The organism is Bordetella genomosp. 13 (assembly GCF_007679965.1).
Classification (GTDB): Bacteria; Pseudomonadota; Gammaproteobacteria; order Burkholderiales; family Burkholderiaceae_B; genus Bordetella.
In genome coordinates this window covers 98637-113447 of record NZ_VEHL01000007.1, presented here as the reverse complement: position 1 = coordinate 113447, position 14811 = coordinate 98637, and the positions used below count along the sequence as shown (strand labels likewise).

14 protein-coding genes are annotated in these 14811 nt (G+C 69.5%); 13 read left to right on the top strand and 1 reads right to left on the bottom strand.

Annotation, left to right across the window (positions count from 1 at the left end):
- Nucleotides 1-19: 19 nt before the first annotated feature.
- The 7 genes from FS845_RS17355 (at nt 20) to FS845_RS17325 (ending at nt 6860) form a co-directional block, all read left to right on the top strand.
- Entirely contained in the window at nt 20-904 is an 885-nt protein-coding gene (locus FS845_RS17355) for a LysR substrate-binding domain-containing protein (RefSeq protein WP_144637569.1), read from the top strand.
- Between the two features lie 206 nt (nt 905-1110).
- On the top strand, nt 1111-2358 hold the full coding sequence (locus FS845_RS17350; protein WP_144637565.1) for a CaiB/BaiF CoA transferase family protein: 1248 nt from the start codon (nt 1111-1113) through the stop codon (nt 2356-2358).
- Between the two features lie 7 nt (nt 2359-2365).
- Nucleotides 2366-3181 (top strand): enoyl-CoA hydratase-related protein, encoded by an 816-nt coding sequence (locus FS845_RS17345; RefSeq protein ID WP_144637560.1) that lies wholly within the window; start codon nt 2366-2368, stop codon nt 3179-3181.
- A gap of 170 nt (nt 3182-3351) precedes the next feature.
- A complete protein-coding gene (locus FS845_RS17340; protein WP_144637558.1) occupies nt 3352-4341 on the top strand; it encodes a Bug family tripartite tricarboxylate transporter substrate binding protein in 990 nt (329 codons plus the stop codon).
- Between the two features lie 237 nt (nt 4342-4578).
- Nucleotides 4579-5214, top strand: coding sequence for a hypothetical protein (locus FS845_RS17335; RefSeq protein ID WP_144637555.1), 636 nt, complete (start codon nt 4579-4581; stop codon nt 5212-5214).
- Nucleotides 5215-5241: 27 nt separating this feature from the next.
- Nucleotides 5242-6090 carry a cytochrome b/b6 domain-containing protein gene (locus FS845_RS17330; protein ID WP_144637553.1) on the top strand — a complete coding sequence of 283 codons (849 nt, stop codon included), beginning with the start codon at nt 5242-5244 and terminating at the stop codon, nt 6088-6090.
- A complete protein-coding gene (locus tag FS845_RS17325) occupies nt 6087-6860 on the top strand; it encodes a molybdopterin-binding protein (protein WP_144637550.1) in 774 nt (257 codons plus the stop codon). The genes FS845_RS17330 and FS845_RS17325 overlap by 4 nt, the downstream gene beginning before the upstream one ends.
- A gap of 19 nt (nt 6861-6879) precedes the next feature.
- Here FS845_RS17325 and FS845_RS17320 read toward each other — a convergent pair whose 3' ends face one another.
- Entirely contained in the window at nt 6880-8847 is a 1968-nt protein-coding gene (locus FS845_RS17320; protein WP_144637547.1) for a helix-turn-helix domain-containing protein, read from the bottom strand.
- 141 nt (nt 8848-8988) lie between these two features.
- On the opposite strand from FS845_RS17320, the gene FS845_RS17315 reads away from it, so the two are divergent.
- The 6 genes from FS845_RS17315 to FS845_RS17290 all read left to right on the top strand — a co-directional run bounded on the left by FS845_RS17315 (nt 8989) and on the right by FS845_RS17290 (nt 14797).
- Nucleotides 8989-9786 carry an SDR family oxidoreductase gene (locus tag FS845_RS17315; protein WP_144637545.1) on the top strand — a complete coding sequence of 266 codons (798 nt, stop codon included), beginning with the start codon at nt 8989-8991 and terminating at the stop codon, nt 9784-9786.
- A 64-nt stretch (nt 9787-9850) separates the two neighbouring features.
- Entirely contained in the window at nt 9851-11098 is a 1248-nt protein-coding gene (locus FS845_RS17310) for a branched-chain amino acid ABC transporter substrate-binding protein (RefSeq protein ID WP_144637542.1), read from the top strand.
- Between the two features lie 7 nt (nt 11099-11105).
- Nucleotides 11106-12047: a branched-chain amino acid ABC transporter permease gene (locus tag FS845_RS17305; protein ID WP_144637539.1), complete on the top strand. Its 942-nt coding sequence runs from the start codon at nt 11106-11108 to the stop codon at nt 12045-12047.
- Between the two features lie 4 nt (nt 12048-12051).
- Nucleotides 12052-13326: a branched-chain amino acid ABC transporter permease gene (locus FS845_RS17300; RefSeq protein WP_144637537.1), complete on the top strand. Its 1275-nt coding sequence runs from the start codon at nt 12052-12054 to the stop codon at nt 13324-13326.
- Nucleotides 13323-14078, top strand: coding sequence for an ABC transporter ATP-binding protein (locus FS845_RS17295; protein ID WP_144637534.1), 756 nt, complete (start codon nt 13323-13325; stop codon nt 14076-14078). Before FS845_RS17300 ends, FS845_RS17295 begins: the two co-directional genes overlap by 4 nt.
- Nucleotides 14078-14797 carry an ABC transporter ATP-binding protein gene (locus FS845_RS17290; protein WP_409929311.1) on the top strand — a complete coding sequence of 240 codons (720 nt, stop codon included), beginning with the start codon at nt 14078-14080 and terminating at the stop codon, nt 14795-14797. The genes FS845_RS17295 and FS845_RS17290 overlap by 1 nt, the downstream gene beginning before the upstream one ends.
- Nucleotides 14798-14811 lie beyond the last annotated feature (14 nt).

Sequence of the window (14811 nt, the reverse complement as noted above, 5' to 3'; positions counted from 1 at the left end):
TGCCCGACTTCCCCTTGCCATGGCTCGCCGCGACCCGCTTCCTCCGCTCAATCCCGCCCGGGCATTCGAGGCCACGGGGCGCTTGCTCAGCATGTCGAAGGCGGCCGACGAGTTGTGCGTCACGCCGGCCGCCATCAGCCGCCAGGTGCGCGCGCTGGAAAGCTACCTGGGCACGCAGCTGCTGTTGCGCGTGCGCGGCGGCCTGGAATTGACCCCGACGGGGGCGCGCTACCTGGCCGACCTGATCCCGCTGTTCGCCACCTTGCGCGAAGCCACGCTGGCGGTCACCGCCAGCAGCGAGGGCCGCAAGACGCTGCGCATCCGCTCGCCCGCCACCTTCGCGGTCCGCTGGCTCATTCCGCGCCTGGCGGGCTTCCACCAGCTGCACAAGGACATCGACGTGCAGGTGATGACGTCGTTCCAGCCGCTGGACTTCCAGCGCGAGGACATCGATGCGGGCATCCAGCTGGGCGACGGCCACTGGCCCGGCATGCGCAAGCTGCAACTGGTGCGCAACGAGCTGATTCCCGTGGCGGCGCCGTCGATGCGGCTGACGCAGAAGAAGCAACTGGCGGGCAAGACGCTGCTGCATTCGATGGCGCGCCCCGACGACTGGGGCCTCTGGCTGCGCGCCGCGGGGGTGCGCAACGTCAATCCCGCGCAGGGGATGAAGTACGAGACTTCGCTGCTGGCCTACCAGGCTGCCATCGAGGGGCATGGCGTGGCCATCGCGCAGAAGGCGCTGATCGAGAAGGAACTGGCCGCGCAGACCCTGGTGGCGCCGCTGGGCCTGGCGCTGGATCTCGAGGAATACACCTACTACTTCGCCTGGCCCACGGGCAAGCCGGCCACCAGCGCGCTGCGCGCGTTCCGCGACTGGCTGGCCACGCTGGCCATCGCATAGGCCGTCCGCCGCCGCAGCGTTGTCGCGCGATACGCCGTGACGGCGGCGCGCGCTCCGGCTCGCGGACCGACGCCGCAGCCTTTATACAAAAAGTCAAAGCCTGCCGCCGATAAAGTCGTTTGCCGGCCCGCCGGCCGCTGCCTATTCTGCCCGCATGACAAGCGCTCGCGGCCATCGATGAAGCCGTGGCGACAGGAGACAGGGATATGTTCAAGCGCAGCTTGCAGGGCTTGCGGGTGGTGGATTTTTCGCACGTGCTCGCGGGCCCCGTCTGCACCATGATGCTGGCCGACATGGGCGCGGACGTGATCAAGATCGAACCGCCCGCGGGCGAGCTGGGGCGGCAGATCGGACCGCCCTGGGTGGCGGGCGAAAGCGCGGTGTACCTGAGCGTCAACCGCAACAAGCGCGGCGTGGCGCTGGACCTGAAATCGGAAGCGGGCCGCGCCGCCGCGCGCTGCCTGATCCAGCGCGCGGACGTGGTCGTCGAGAACTTCCGGCCGGGCGTCATGCAGTCGCTGGGCCTGGACCACGGCACGCTGGCCCGCGACCAGCCTGCCCTGGTCTATTGCTCGATCTCCGCATACGGCCAGTCGGGTCCCTTGCGCGAGCGTCCCGGCGTGGACGGCATCGTGCAGGCGGCCAGCGGCCTGATGAGCACCCTGGGCGCCGCGGACGGCGAACCCATGAAGGTTGCCACGCCGGTGGCCGACATGGTCACCGGCTACCTGGCTACCATCGCCATCCTGGCGGCGCATGGCGCGGCCCAGCGCACGGGGCAGGGCGAGCACCTGGACATCAGCCTGTACAACGCGACGCTGATGCTGCAGCAGATCGGCTATGCCTCGTATTTCGCGACGAACACGGTGCCCCCCCGCACCGGCAGCGCGGCGCCGTATGCCGCGCCCAACGAGGCCTACGAGACGCGCGACGGCTGGATCATGGTCGCGGCCTACCATCCCAAGCGCTGGCGCGCGCTGTGCCAGGCGCTGGGCGCGCCGCAGCTGGAGACCGACGCGCGCTACGCGACCAACGCCGACCGGGTCGCGAACCGCGACGCGCTGCGCCTGGCGCTGACGCCGCTGTTCCGCCAGCGCACCACCGACGACTGGGTGAGCCGGCTTTCCGAGCAGGACATCCTGTGCGCACCCGTGGCGAGCTACGAGGACGTGGTCGGCTCGCAGGCCTACGAGGCCAGCGGCATCGACAACTGGGTCGACCACCCCATTGCCGGCAGGGTGCGCATGCCCGGCTTCGTGCCCGGGCCCGCCCATGTGCCCGCGGCGCAAGGCCAGGACCGGGCCGCGCCCACGCTGGGCCAGCACAACCGCGAGGTGCTGGCCGAATGCGGCTACGGCGCCGCCGAGATCGAGGCCATGCTCGCGCGCGGCGTGCTGGCCATGTCCGCGACCCTTTCGTATCCCAACAAGGACGCTTCCGATGAAAGCCGATGAGACCGCAATGACGACGCCCGGTGCCCTGGTTCGACAGGACCTCGCCGATGGCGTGCTTACCCTTAGCCTGGACGAACCCGCCACCGGCAACGCCATGTCGGTGGCCATGGCGCAAGCCCTGGCGCAGGCGCTGGAAGGCGCCAACGCGATGCCGGACGTGCATTGCGTGCTGCTGCGCTCCACCGGCACGTATTTCTGCACGGGCGGCAACGTGAAGGACATGGAGCAGGGCTCCGACCTGATGCAGGGTTCCATCACCGAGGTGCGGGACCGGCTGAAGCGCACGCTGCACCGGGTGACCCACGCGCTGCAGGCCTTGCAGGTGCCGTCCATCGCCGCGGTCAATGGCGCGGCCGTCGGCGCGGGCTGCGACCTGGCGCTGATGTGCGACCTGCGCGTGGCCAGCGGACGCGCGACGTTCGCCGAGAGTTTCCTGCGGCTGGGCCTGGTCTCCGGCATCGGCGGCGCATGGTTCCTGACCCGCATCGTGGGCAAGGCCAAGGCGCTGGAGCTGACGCTGACCAGCGAGTTCATCGACGCGCCGACCGCGCTGCGGCTGGGCATCGTCTCGCATGTCGTGGCGCCGGAAGCGCTGGACGAGACCAGCGCGGCCCTGGCCCGCAGGATCGCCGCCAATCCGCCGCAGGCCCTGCGCATGGCCAAGCGGCTGGTGCTGGACGCGGCCGAGTCCACGCTGCCGATCGCATTGGAGACGGCCGCCGCCATGCAGGCGATCCTGCTGTGCGGCGACGAGCACAAGACGGCCGTGCGCGCGTTCCTGGAGAAGCGCGCGCGGCGGGAGCACGCGGGGCAGGCTGCCTGAGGGACGCCGCACGCGCGGCCCGCGCAAGGCGCAGGGCACAGGCAGGCGCCGCCCAGGCGCCGCCGATGCACCGGCCCACGCGCCCGCACGCAAGGCCCGCGCGTCCATTGCGCACCGATTCACGCATAAGCACCGCGCATCCGCGCGGCGCCATAACAGGAGACGACACCATGATCCCCATCATTCCCCGCATCGCCCGCGGCCTGGCCGCGGCGCTCATCGGCGTGGCCGCCAACGCCGCCATCGCCATCTCGGCCAATGCGGCCGACTATCCCGCCAAGCCCATCACCTTCGTGGTGCCGTTCGGCGCCGGCAGCGCGACCGACCTGCTGGCGCGCGCCCTGTCTTCCTCGGTGGCGCAGCAGGCCGGCCAACCCGTCATCGTGGAGAACCGCGCAGGCGCGAGCGGCATGATCGCCGCGCAGCATGCCGCGCGGGCCAGCGCCGACGGCTACACCGTGCTGGTCACCACCAACACCACGCAGGCCGCCAACCCCCACCTGTACAAGAAACTGCCGTACGACCCGGTGGCCGACTTCGTCCCCGTGTCCGGCCTGGGACGCGGCGGCCAGGTCCTGGTGGTGCGCGCCAGCGCGCCGTTCCGGACGGTGGGCGAGCTGGTCGACGCCGCGAAGAAGACGCCGGGGAAGTTGAGCTTCGGCAGCGGCAATTCTTCCAGCCGCATGGCGGGCGAGATGCTCAAGCAGCTGACCGGCACGGACATCGTCTGGGTGGGCTACAACAGCAACCCCAATGCACTGAACGACCTGCTGGGCGGCCACATCGACATGATGGTGATCGACACGGTCACCGGCCTGGCGCACATCGAGGCGGGCAAGCTGCGTCCGCTGGGAGCGTCCACCACGGAGCGCCTGCCGCAGCTGCCGCAGGTTCCGACCCTGGACGAAGCCGGCATCAAGGGCTACGACATGGGTTATTGGTTCGCGGCCTACGTGCCCGCCGGCACGCCCGCGCCCGTGGCCGCGAAACTCAGGCAATGGCTGGTGGCGGCGGTCGCCAGCGAAGGCGCGCAGGCATTCTTCAAGAACTCGGCGACGCAGGCATGGACGCCTGGCGCCGAGGAACTGGGCGCGTTCCAGAAGGCCGAGATCGAGAAGTGGGGCCGCGTGGTGAAGGCTGCGGGAATCGTGCCGGAGTGACGGCGCGCGGTCGGCCTCCCGAGCGATGCCGGCGGGACCGACGAATGCCTTGACAGGCAATCGACCAACTAGTAGATTGGCAGCTGGCGACGGGATGCTTGCGAAAAGCCATTGCGGGCATCCATTTTTTTAAGCTTGTCGTCAACCAACTAGTTGATTGTTCGATATCGTGGATGGCGACCGCCGCCACGTAGCCAGCCCTCATCGCGATGTACGCATCGTTCCTGGAGATTCAGCATGAAGCATTCGCAACTTCGTAAATTCCTGGCCAGCGGCCTGGCCGGCGTGGCGCTCACTGCCGGCGTGTTCGCCGCCGTATCGGCCGCCAACGCGGCGCAACAGAGCAGCCGCGTGCGCGGCACCGTGGTCTCGCTGTCGGGCAGCCAGCTCGAAGTGAAGACCCGCGAAGGCCAGGCCCAGACCGTCCAGCTCAAGGACGGCTGGAAGGTCGCGGCCGTGAAGAAGGCGGCCATCAGCGACATCAAGCCCGGCGATTTCGTCGGCATCGCATCGCTGCCCAAGGCCGAAGGCGGCGACGGCGCCCTGGAAGTGCTGATCTTTCCGCCCGCGTTGAAGGGCACCGGGGAAGGCAGCTACGGCTGGGACCTGAAGCCCAACAGCTCGATGACCAACGCGACCGTGGGCGACGCGGTGCAGTCGGTCGACGGCAGCGTGGTCACCGTCAGCTATCACGGTCAGCAGAAGAAGATCTCCATTCCCAACGGCACGCCGGTGGTCACGCTGGCGCCCGCCACCGCGGATGACGTGAAGCCCGGCACGGCGGTCTTCATCTCGGCCGAGAAGGATGCCGGCGGCGCGCTGTCCACGGGCCAGCTGGTCGTGGGCAAGGACGGCGTCGTTCCCCCGATGTAATGGCGCCCGCCGACGCGAGAGACCTCCATGACTTCCCCTGACATCGGGCACGTACGGCCCTCCCGGGTCCTGATCCGGCGGCACTCGCTGACGGTGCGGATCACGCACTGGGTGAACGTGCTGTGCCTGTCCATCCTGTTGCTGAGCGGCCTGCAGATCCTCAACGCGCATCCCCGGCTGTACTGGGGGCAGTACGGCGCAAACGCGGATCACGCCTTTCTTGCCGTCGAGTCGCGCCACCAGCCGGACGGCCTGCACGGCTATCTGCGGATCGGCGCGTTGAGCATCGAGACGACCGGGGTGCTGGGGGTGTCCCGCGAAGGCGATGCCATGAAGGAACGGGCGTTTCCCGCGTGGCTGACCATCCCGTCGTACCACGACCTGGGCGCGGGCAGGAACTGGCATTTCCTGTTCGCGTGGCTGCTGGTCGCCAACGGGCTGCTGTACCTGGCGCATGGCCTGGCGCGCGGCCACATCCAGCGCGACCTGCTGCCGGACCGCGACCAGTTGCGGCCCAGGCACTTGTGGCGCGAGGTGCTGGACCATGCGCGGCTGCGCTTCGCCAAGGGCGAGCACGCGCGGCGCTACAACGCCCTGCAGAAGATCACGTATGCGCTGGTGGCGCTGGTGCTGTTGCCGATGATGGTGCTGACCGGGTTGACCATGTCGCCCGGCCTGAACGCGGGATTCCCCTTCCTGCTGGACCTGTTCGGCGGGCGCGCGTCGGCACGTTCGCTGCACTTCCTCACGGCCTCGTCGCTGGTGCTGTTCGTGGTCGTCCACGTGGCGATGGTCGTGCTGTCCGGATTCTGGAACAACATCCGATCGATGATCGACGGGCGCTATGCCATCGATCGCACGGGAGACGCGCAATGAAACTGGACCGTACGCGCCGCAGGCTCCTGGCCGGCCTGGCCGGCGCCGGCGCCGCCTTGCTCGCGGGCTGCGACCGGGTGACGCAGAGCGCGGGGCCCGGCGCGGTGCTGCGCAATACCGAGACGCTGACGAAGGACGCACAGCGGCTGCTGGTCGGACGCCAGACGCTGGCGCGCGAGTACAGCCTGGCCGATCTCTCGCCGGTGTTCCGCGCCAACGGCACGCAGATGCCGGATTCCGAGGAATACGCCCGCCTGCTGGAGAACGGCTTCACCGAGTGGCGCCTGCGGGTGGACGGGCTGGTGCAGCAGCCGCTCAGCCTGTCGCTGGCCGACCTGAAGCGGCTGCCCTCGCGCACGCAGATCACGCGGCACGACTGCGTGGAAGGATGGAGCGCGATCGGCCAATGGCAGGGCGTGCACCTGGGACGCGTGCTGGAGCTGGCGAAACTCAAGCCCGGCGCGCGCTACGTCGTATTCCATTGCGCGGACGAGCTGGAGGCGAGCTTCGACGGCAGCGGCCGCTACTACGAAAGCATCGACCTGCTGGACGCCTATCATCCGCAGACCCTGCTGGCCTATGCGATGAACGGCAAGGACCTGCCGGTGGCGCACGGCGCGCCGCTGCGCCTGCGGGTCGAGAGGCAGTTGGGATACAAGCAGGCGAAGTACCTGATGCGCATCGAGGTCGTCAGCGCCTTCGACTCCCTGTGGGGCGGGCGAGGCGGATACTGGGAAGATCGCGGCTACGAATGGTACGCCGGCATCTGAAGCCGCGCCGGGGGATACTTCAGACCCCCGCGTCCCATAGCCGCAGCGCCACGTGCGTCTCCAGGGCGCGCGCGGCGTCCTCCCAAGGGCCGATCAGACCTTCCACGCTGGCCAGCCGCTGCCTGACGGTGTTGACGTGTATGCCCAGCGTCGAGGCCGTCAGGGTGGCGTTCTGGCGATTGTCGAAGTAGGCCAGCAGGGTGGCCGCCAATTCCGAGCCGCGCTGCGCATCGTGCGCGATGAGAGGGCCGATGCAGGCCTCCAGGAAGCGGTTCAGGCCCGCCTGGTCCTGCGTTTCGAACAGCACCGAATACAGCGCCATCTCGTCCTGCGCCACCACCCGCCCGCGCAGCCCGAGGCGGCCCACCACGGCCAGGGCGCGGCGCAGCGACGCATACACGGCGGGCATCTCGGCCGCGCTGTGGATGGGGCGGGACAGCACGCCCAGGTAGGCGGCGCCCAGCTCGCGGCGCGCGAAGTCCGCCAGCGCGTCGCGCAGCGGCCCGCTTCGCGCGGCGCCGCCCACGGCGGCCAGCACGCCGTCCACCTCGTCCAGCACCACGCCCGGCAGGGCCAGCGCCGCGCGCGCGCGGCGCGCCAGGAAGCCATGGTCGGACGGGCCCGTTTCCAGCAGGACCAGCGCCATGGGCTGCGCGATGTCCAGCCCGTGGCGCTCGGCGCGTTCGCGCGCCAGCGCGGGCTCGCCCTGGCGCGGCGAGATCAGGCTGCGCAGCAGCTCGGCCACGTCGCGATGGCGGCTGGCTTCCATGCGCTCCTGCGACAGCAGCACGATGCCGATGACGCTGCCGCTGCGCTCGAAGGTGCGGATGGACGTGTCGCCGAGGTCCTGGCCGCGGAACAGCAGCACCGAGCCCAGCACGCCCGCGCCGCCGATCACCGCGATGGCGCGGCAAAGTTCCCCGCCGTCTTCGTAGGCGAGCACGGAGCGGCCCGCGCGCCGGCTGTCCCGCAAGGCCTGCGCGATGGCCGCGCTGTGCTCGCCATGGGGCACGTAGGCCGCGGCGGCCGGGCTGGCGCGGTCCGCGGCGTCGGCCCGCGCGATCACGTGCTGGGTCTCGTCCAGCACCAGCACACTGCCCTGCAGCAGTTCGGCGATGGACTGGCACAGTTCGCCCAGCGTGGCGCCGCGCGCCAGCAGCGAGGTCAGCCGTTCGTGCGCCTCGATCGCGCCCTGCACGTCGTGCGCGTGGCGCTCCAGTTCGGCGCGCGCCTGGTCGGTCTTCTGCAGCGCGGACTGCGTGTGCGCGAAGGCGCGGGCGTTGGTAATAGCGACCGCGGCGTGGGTGGCCAGCGTGCTCAGGATGGAGACGTTCAGCGCCGTATGCGTACGGTGGTAGCGGTCGGCCACGAACAGCAGGCCGATCACCTGTTCGTCATGGATCAGCGGCACGCCGACCATCGCCGTCACGCCCTCGGCGCGAAAGATGTCGTCCAGGAAGGGGTCGTGCTCGAAGCGCGTGTCCTGCAGGTAATGCGGCGTGGAGAAGGGCAGGCGCGTGGTCATCACCACGCCCGCCACGCCGCGGTCGCGCTGCGCGGTCATGCGGCCGATGGGTTCGGAGATCGCGCCGTCCGCCACCACCACCTTGAACTCGCCGGCCGGCTCGTCGTAGACCGTCAGCCAGCACAGGTGGGCGCGCAGCAGCCGGCGCGCGCGCACCACGATGGCGCGCAGCAGTTCGGGCAGGTCGAGCCGGCCCGCCAGGTCCTGCGCCGACTCGATCACCGCCAGCATGCCGCGCTCGCGTTCCTCGTGCTGCTCGAGCCGGTTGCGCAGGCCCATGGCCATGCGCGCCAGCTCGACCAGGCCGGTCTTGTGCGCCAGCCCGTCGGGCAGGGCCTCGATGTCGGCCAGGCGGGCCGCGAAGGCGTCGGCCGGCGCGTTCTCGTGCAGCAGGCTCATCAGGCCGGCGGCGATGGACCCGCTGTCGGAGTCGGGCGTTTTCTGAGGCGCTGGCGGGGGCATGGGTGCAGTGTAGCCAGGGGCAATGAACCGTTCGATGTCGGTCGATGATATCAACAAGGGGCGCCCTATGTCAGGTTTGCACATGGTCTGCGGCTTGCATCTGCCGGAGACTGTCTTCCATCGACAAGAGGAGACACCCAGGTGCACACCAGCTTCATCGACTCGCTGCGGCCGCCGCCCGGCCTGCGGGTATTGGTTTCGGCGGGCGCCTCGGGCATCGGCGCCGCCGTGGCGCGCGCCTTCGTCGAGACCGGCGCCCGGGTGCACGTGTGCGACATCGATCGCGCCGCGCTGGAGCGCCTGGCGGCCGAGGTGCCCAACCTGACGACCAGCGTGGCCGACGCCTCGGTATCGCGCGACGTGCAGGCGGTGTTCGACGACGTGCGCAATGCGCTGGGCGGCCTGGACGTGCTGGTCAACAACGTCGGCATCGCGGGGCCCACGGGGCCGGTCGAGCAGTTGCAGCACGGCGACTGGGAGCGCACCGTCGACGTGAACCTGAACAGCCATTTCCATTTCGCCAGCCGCGCGGTGCCGTTGCTGAAGGCCTCCTCGCGCAATCCCTGCCTGATCGCGATGAGCTCGGTGGCGGGGCGGCTGGGCTATCCGCTGCGCACGCCGTATGCGTCCACCAAATGGGCCATCGTCGGCTTCATGAAATCGCTGGCCATCGAGCTGGGTCCGCACGGCGTGCGCGTCAATGCGATCCTGCCGGGCACGGTGGAAGGCGAGCGCATGAACGGCGTGATCGGCGCGCGCGCCGCGGCCGCCGGCATGCCCGCCGAGGCCATGCGCCAGGAATACTTGAAAAAGATCTCGTTGCGCCGCATGGTCACGACCGAGGACGTCGCGGCCACGGCCTTGTTCCTGTGTTCGCCCGCTGCCCGCAACATCACGGGCCAGGCGATCAGCGTGGACGGGAACATGGAGTACCTGTAAGCCACGACAGGCCCGGGCGGGCCTGGCGCCGCCCATTCCATTCGAAAAAACACGGAGACAGACCATGAAGAAGCTCGAGCTTTCCACCCTGGCCGGCGCCTGCGCCCTGGCCGCCCTGTACACGTTCCCCGCCGCGGCGGACCCCGTCAAGATCGGCTTGGTGGAGACCCTGTCGGGTCCGCAGGCCTCGTCCGGCCAGGCCTACCGTACGGCGGTGCGCTACGTCGTCAACCAGATCAACGCGGCCGGCGGCTGGAACGGCGAGCCCGTGCAACTGCTGGAGTACGACAACCAGGGCGGCCCGTCGGGCGCCGCGGACAAGCTGCGCGCGGCCGCCGCCGACGGCGTGCACCTGATCGTGCAGGGCGCCTCGTCGGCCATCGGCGGCCAGATCACCGAAGACGTGCGCAAGCACAACCTGCGCAATCCCGGCAAGGAAATGGTCTACATCAACATGGGCGCGGAGGCGCTGGAGCTGACGGGCGAGAAGTGCAACTTCCACCATTTCCGTTTCGCCAGCAATGCCGACGTGCGCACCAAGGCGCTGGTCGAGGGCATGAAGAAGGCCGGCGCGCTGGGCGGCAAGGTCTATGCCATCAACCAGAACTACTCCTGGGGTCAGGACATGGAGCGCGCCATCGTCGCCAACGCGCAGGCGGGCGGCTACACGGTGGTGGCCAAGACGCTGCACGACGTCAACAAGATCCAGGACTTCGCGCCGTACGTGTCGCGCATCGCGGGCTCGGGCGCGGACACCGTCATCACCGGCAACTGGTCCAACGACCTGCTGTTGCTGATGAAGGCGTCCAAGGCAGCCGGCCTGAAGGCGCGCTACGGCACCGTCTACCTGGACCAGCCGGGCAACCTGGCCAACGCGGGCGAGCTGGCCATCGGCAACTTCGTGGTGCACACCTTCAACGCCGAAGCCGGCGGCGAGGATGCCGCGAAGTTCGTCGCCGACTACCGCGCCAAGACCGGCGCGGCGCCGGTGTTCATCGAGCCGCAGACGGTCTACGGCATGATGATGGTGGCCGATGCGCTCAAGCGCACCGCGCCCAAGGACGGCAAGCTGGTGGTGAACGACTTCGCCCGCGCGCTGGAAGCGGCCCGCATCCAGACGCCCATGGGCGAGATGAGCATGCGCGGCGAGGACCACCAGGCGCAGATGCCCATGGTGGTGTCGGTCGTGTCCCGCGATGCCAAGCTGAAGGTGGACGGCACCGACATGGGCTTCAAGCCGACGCTGCGCCTGTCCGCGCAGGAGGCCTCCACGCCGCCGCAGGCCAGCTGCCAGATGAAGCGCCCGGGCTGACCGCGCCATGGACCAGATTTTGTTCTCGCTGATGAACGGCGCCATCTACGGGCTGGTGCTGTTCATGGTGTCCGCCGGCCTGACGCTGATTTTCGGCATGATGGGGGTGCTGAACTTCGCGCATGCCTCGTTCTACATGCTGGGCGCCTACTTCGCCTACACGCTGCAAGGTGTGCTGGGCTTCTGGCTGGCGCTGCTGGCCGCGCCGCTGCTGGTGGGCCTGATCGGCGTGGCGGTCGAGCGGTACTTCCTGCGCCGCGTGCACCGCCATGGCCATGCGCACGAACTGCTGGTGACGTTCGGCCTGTCGTTCATCATCGCCGAGCTGATCAAGCTGTTCTTCGGCAATTATCCGGTCGACTACCGTGTTCCGCCGTTCCTGGACTTCTCCGCGTTCAGCATCGGCGCCACGCAGTATCCGGCCTACCGGCTGCTGATGGGCGGCATCGCCATCGCCATGTTCGTGGCCATCTACCTGCTGCTGACGCGCACGCGGGTCGGCATCGTGGTGCGCTCGGCCATCTACAAGCCGCACATGGCCGAGGCCCTGGGGCACAACGTTCCCCTGGTGTTCATGGGCGTGTTCGGCGCGGGCGCCGCGCTGGCGGGCCTGGCGGGCGCGGTGGCCGGCGCCTTCTACACCACCAATCCGAACATGGCGCTGGAGCTGGGCGTGATGGTGTTCGTGGTGGTGGTGGTGGGCGGCCTGGGCTCGCTGGCGGGCGCGATGCTGGCCTCGCTGCTGATCGGCGTCATCACCTCGCTGGCGGTGACGGTGGACACCAGCCTGGCCGACGCGCTGGCGCTGGTGGGGGCGGGGGACTGGGCGCAGGGCATGGGCGGGCTGATGACGCTGAAGCTGTCCAGCCTGGCGGCCACGCTGCCCTTCGCGCTGATGCTGCTGGTCCTGCTGGTGCGGCCCGGCGGCCTGATGGGCGAGAAGGCCTGACGCGATGAAGCACACATTGATCCTTTGCCTGGCGGGCATCGCGCTGCTGGCGGCGCTGCCGTTCCTGTTGTCCGCGGGCCTGCTCAACGCGGCCATCCAGATGCTGATCGCCGCGCTGTTCGCCAGCGCCTACAACCTGCTGTGCGGGCAGGCGGGCATGCTGTCCTTCGGGCATGCCGCCTACTTCGGCGTCGGCGCGTTCGCCACGGTGCATGCCATGAACGCCATCGGCGGCGCGGGGCTGCTGCCCACGCCGCTGATGCCGCTGGCCGGCGCGGTGGCGGGCCTGGTCTTCGGCGGCATCGCGGGCTGGTTCGCCACGCAGCGCAGCGGCACGTATTTCGCCATGATCACGCTGGCCATCGCCGAGCTGGTGCATTCGCTGGCGCCCCACCTGAAGGGGGTGTTCGGCGGCGAGGCGGGCATGTCCACCATGCGCATGCCCGCCTGGGGCTTCGACTTCGGCTCGGTCACGCAGGTGTACTACCTGACGCTGGCCTGGGTGCTGCTGTCGCTGGCGCTGCTGTACCTGTACACGCGCACCCCGCTGGGCCGGCTGACGCTGGGCCTGCGCGAGAACAGCCACCGGCTGCGCTTCCTGGGCTATCACGTGCATGGCGTGGCCACGCTGGTGTTCGCGCTGTCGGCCATGTTCAGCGGCATCGCCGGCAGCCTGCAGGTGATTTCCAACGAGTCGGCCAACTACGTGGTGTTCGACCCGGCGCTGTCCGCCGCGGCGGTGCTCAACACCTACATCGGCGGCGTGCAGGTCTTCCTGGGGCCCGCGCTGGGCGCGGCGTTGATGACGTTCTTCGGCTATGCGGTGTCCGACCTGACGCGCTCGTGGCTGCTGTACCAGGGCATCCTGTTCGTGCTGGTGATGATGTTCATGCCCACCGGACTGAGCGGGCTCGCGGGCCTGGCGGGCAGGCTTGTCGAACGCCATGGCCCGGCCAGGATGGCGCCGGTGTACGCGATGGCGGCGGCCTCTGTGGCCGCGCTGGGCGCGGGCGCGGTGTTCGTCGTCGAAATGCTGCAGCGCCTGTTCTCGCAGGAATACCGGTCGATGCTGCGGCTCGAGCCGACCCGACCGTGGCCGCCCGTGGAGCTGCTGGGCCATGCCTGGCAGGTCGATTCCGTGGCCACCTGGGGCGTGCCCGTGCTGCTGCTGGCCGCGGGAGCGCTGCTGGCCTGGGGCTGCCGCAGGCGGCTGGCGGCCTGCGAGACGCCGGCGGCATCGACATCGCGCGGCGGGCCGGCCGTGAAGGAGATCGCATGATGCCGACCATCCTCGACCTGCAGGGCCTGCGCAAGTCCTTCGGTCCCACCGAGATCATCCGCGGGGTGGACCTGGAAGTGCGCGAGGGCGAACGCCACGCGCTGATCGGGCCCAACGGCGCGGGCAAGTCCACCTTGTTCCACCTGATGTCCGGCCAGTTGGCGCCCACGTCCGGATCGATCCGCTTCGAGGGCCGCGAGATCGCGGGCCGCTCGCCGCGCGCGATCAACCGGGGCGGCGTGGCGCGCTCGTTCCAGATCACCAACATCTTCCCGCGCCTGACCACGTTCGAGAACGTGCGGCTGGCGGTGATGCGCGCGCATGGCCTGCAGTACACGTTCTGGAAGTTCGCCGACCGCGACGTCCGCGTGCGCGAGGAATCGCTGCGGTTGCTGGACGACGTGCGCCTGGCGGCCAAGGCGTCCACCATCGCCGGCGAGATGGCGTACTCCGAGCAGCGCTCGCTGGAGATCGCCATGACACTGGCGTCCAATCCGCGGCTGATCCTGCTGGACGAGCCCATGGCGGGCATGTCCCACGAAGAGACGGCATACACGTCCGACCTGATCCGCAAGGCCGCGGCCGGCCGCACGCTGATGATCGTCGAACACGACATGGACGTGGTGTTCGCGTTGAGCGACCGCATCAGCGTGCTGGTGTATGGCCAGGTGGTGGCCACGGGCACGCCCGACGAGATCCGCGCCAATGCCGCCGTGCGCGAGGCGTACCTGGGCGGGGAGGTGAATCAATGATCCATGACGATTCCACGCTGCTCAGCGTGCGGGGCCTGCATGCGCACTACGGCAAGAGCCACGTGCTGCACGGCGTGGACCTGCACGTGGCGCGCGACGAAGTGGTCAGCCTGCTCGGCCGCAACGGCTCGGGGCGGTCCACGGCCATGAAGGCCATCATGGGCCTGGTGGCGCCCACGGCCGGCAGCGTGCGTCTGCGCGGCCGCGACCTGGCGGGCGCGCGTCCGTTCACGATATGCCGCGCCGGCGTGGCCTACGTGCCGGAGGAGCGCGAAGTCTTCGCCAACCTGACGGTGGACGAGAACCTGCACATGGGCCAGCAGCCGCCCGTGCCCGGCGCGCACCGCTGGACCGTCGAGCAGATGTTCGACTATTTCCCGCGGCTGAAGGAGCGGCGCAACACCAAGGCCGGCAGCATGTCGGGCGGCGAGCAGCAGATGCTGACGATCTGCCGCTCGCTGCTGGGCAACCCGCTGGTGATGCTGATCGACGAGCCCACCGAAGGCCTGGCACCGATGATCGTGGCGCAGGTCGGCGAATGCATCCAGGACATGCACCGCAAGGGCGTGTCCGTGCTGCTGGTCGAGCAGAAGCTGACCATCGCGTTGAAGGTCGCCACGCGCGTCTGCGTGATGGGCCACGGCCGCATCGTCTTCGAAGGCAGTCCGAAGGAGCTGGGCGAGAACGAGTCGCTGGTCTCCCAATGGCTGGCCGTGTAGCCGGCGCGAGCCGG

Bases quoted from the DNA above. Each gene is read 5' to 3' on its own strand.
- FS845_RS17325 (WP_144637550.1), top strand. From the start codon at position 6,087: ATGAAACTGGACCGTACGCGCCGCAGGCTCCTGGCCGGCCTGGCCGGC.
- FS845_RS17335 (WP_144637555.1), top strand. From the start codon at position 4,579: ATGAAGCATTCGCAACTTCGTAAATTCCTGGCCAGCGGCCTGGCCGGC.
- FS845_RS17345 (WP_144637560.1), top strand. From the start codon at position 2,366: ATGACGACGCCCGGTGCCCTGGTTCGACAGGACCTCGCCGATGGCGTG.
- FS845_RS17305 (WP_144637539.1), top strand. From the start codon at position 11,106: ATGGACCAGATTTTGTTCTCGCTGATGAACGGCGCCATCTACGGGCTG.
- FS845_RS17340 (WP_144637558.1), top strand. From the start codon at position 3,352: ATGATCCCCATCATTCCCCGCATCGCCCGCGGCCTGGCCGCGGCGCTC.
- FS845_RS17310 (WP_144637542.1), top strand. From the start codon at position 9,851: ATGAAGAAGCTCGAGCTTTCCACCCTGGCCGGCGCCTGCGCCCTGGCC.
- FS845_RS17330 (WP_144637553.1), top strand. From the start codon at position 5,242: ATGACTTCCCCTGACATCGGGCACGTACGGCCCTCCCGGGTCCTGATC.
- FS845_RS17350 (WP_144637565.1), top strand. From the start codon at position 1,111: ATGTTCAAGCGCAGCTTGCAGGGCTTGCGGGTGGTGGATTTTTCGCAC.
- FS845_RS17295 (WP_144637534.1), top strand. From the start codon at position 13,323: ATGATGCCGACCATCCTCGACCTGCAGGGCCTGCGCAAGTCCTTCGGT.
- FS845_RS17300 (WP_144637537.1), top strand. From the start codon at position 12,052: ATGAAGCACACATTGATCCTTTGCCTGGCGGGCATCGCGCTGCTGGCG.
- FS845_RS17320 (WP_144637547.1), bottom strand. From the start codon at position 8,847: ATGCCCCCGCCAGCGCCTCAGAAAACGCCCGACTCCGACAGCGGGTCC.
- FS845_RS17355 (WP_144637569.1), top strand. From the start codon at position 20: ATGGCTCGCCGCGACCCGCTTCCTCCGCTCAATCCCGCCCGGGCATTC.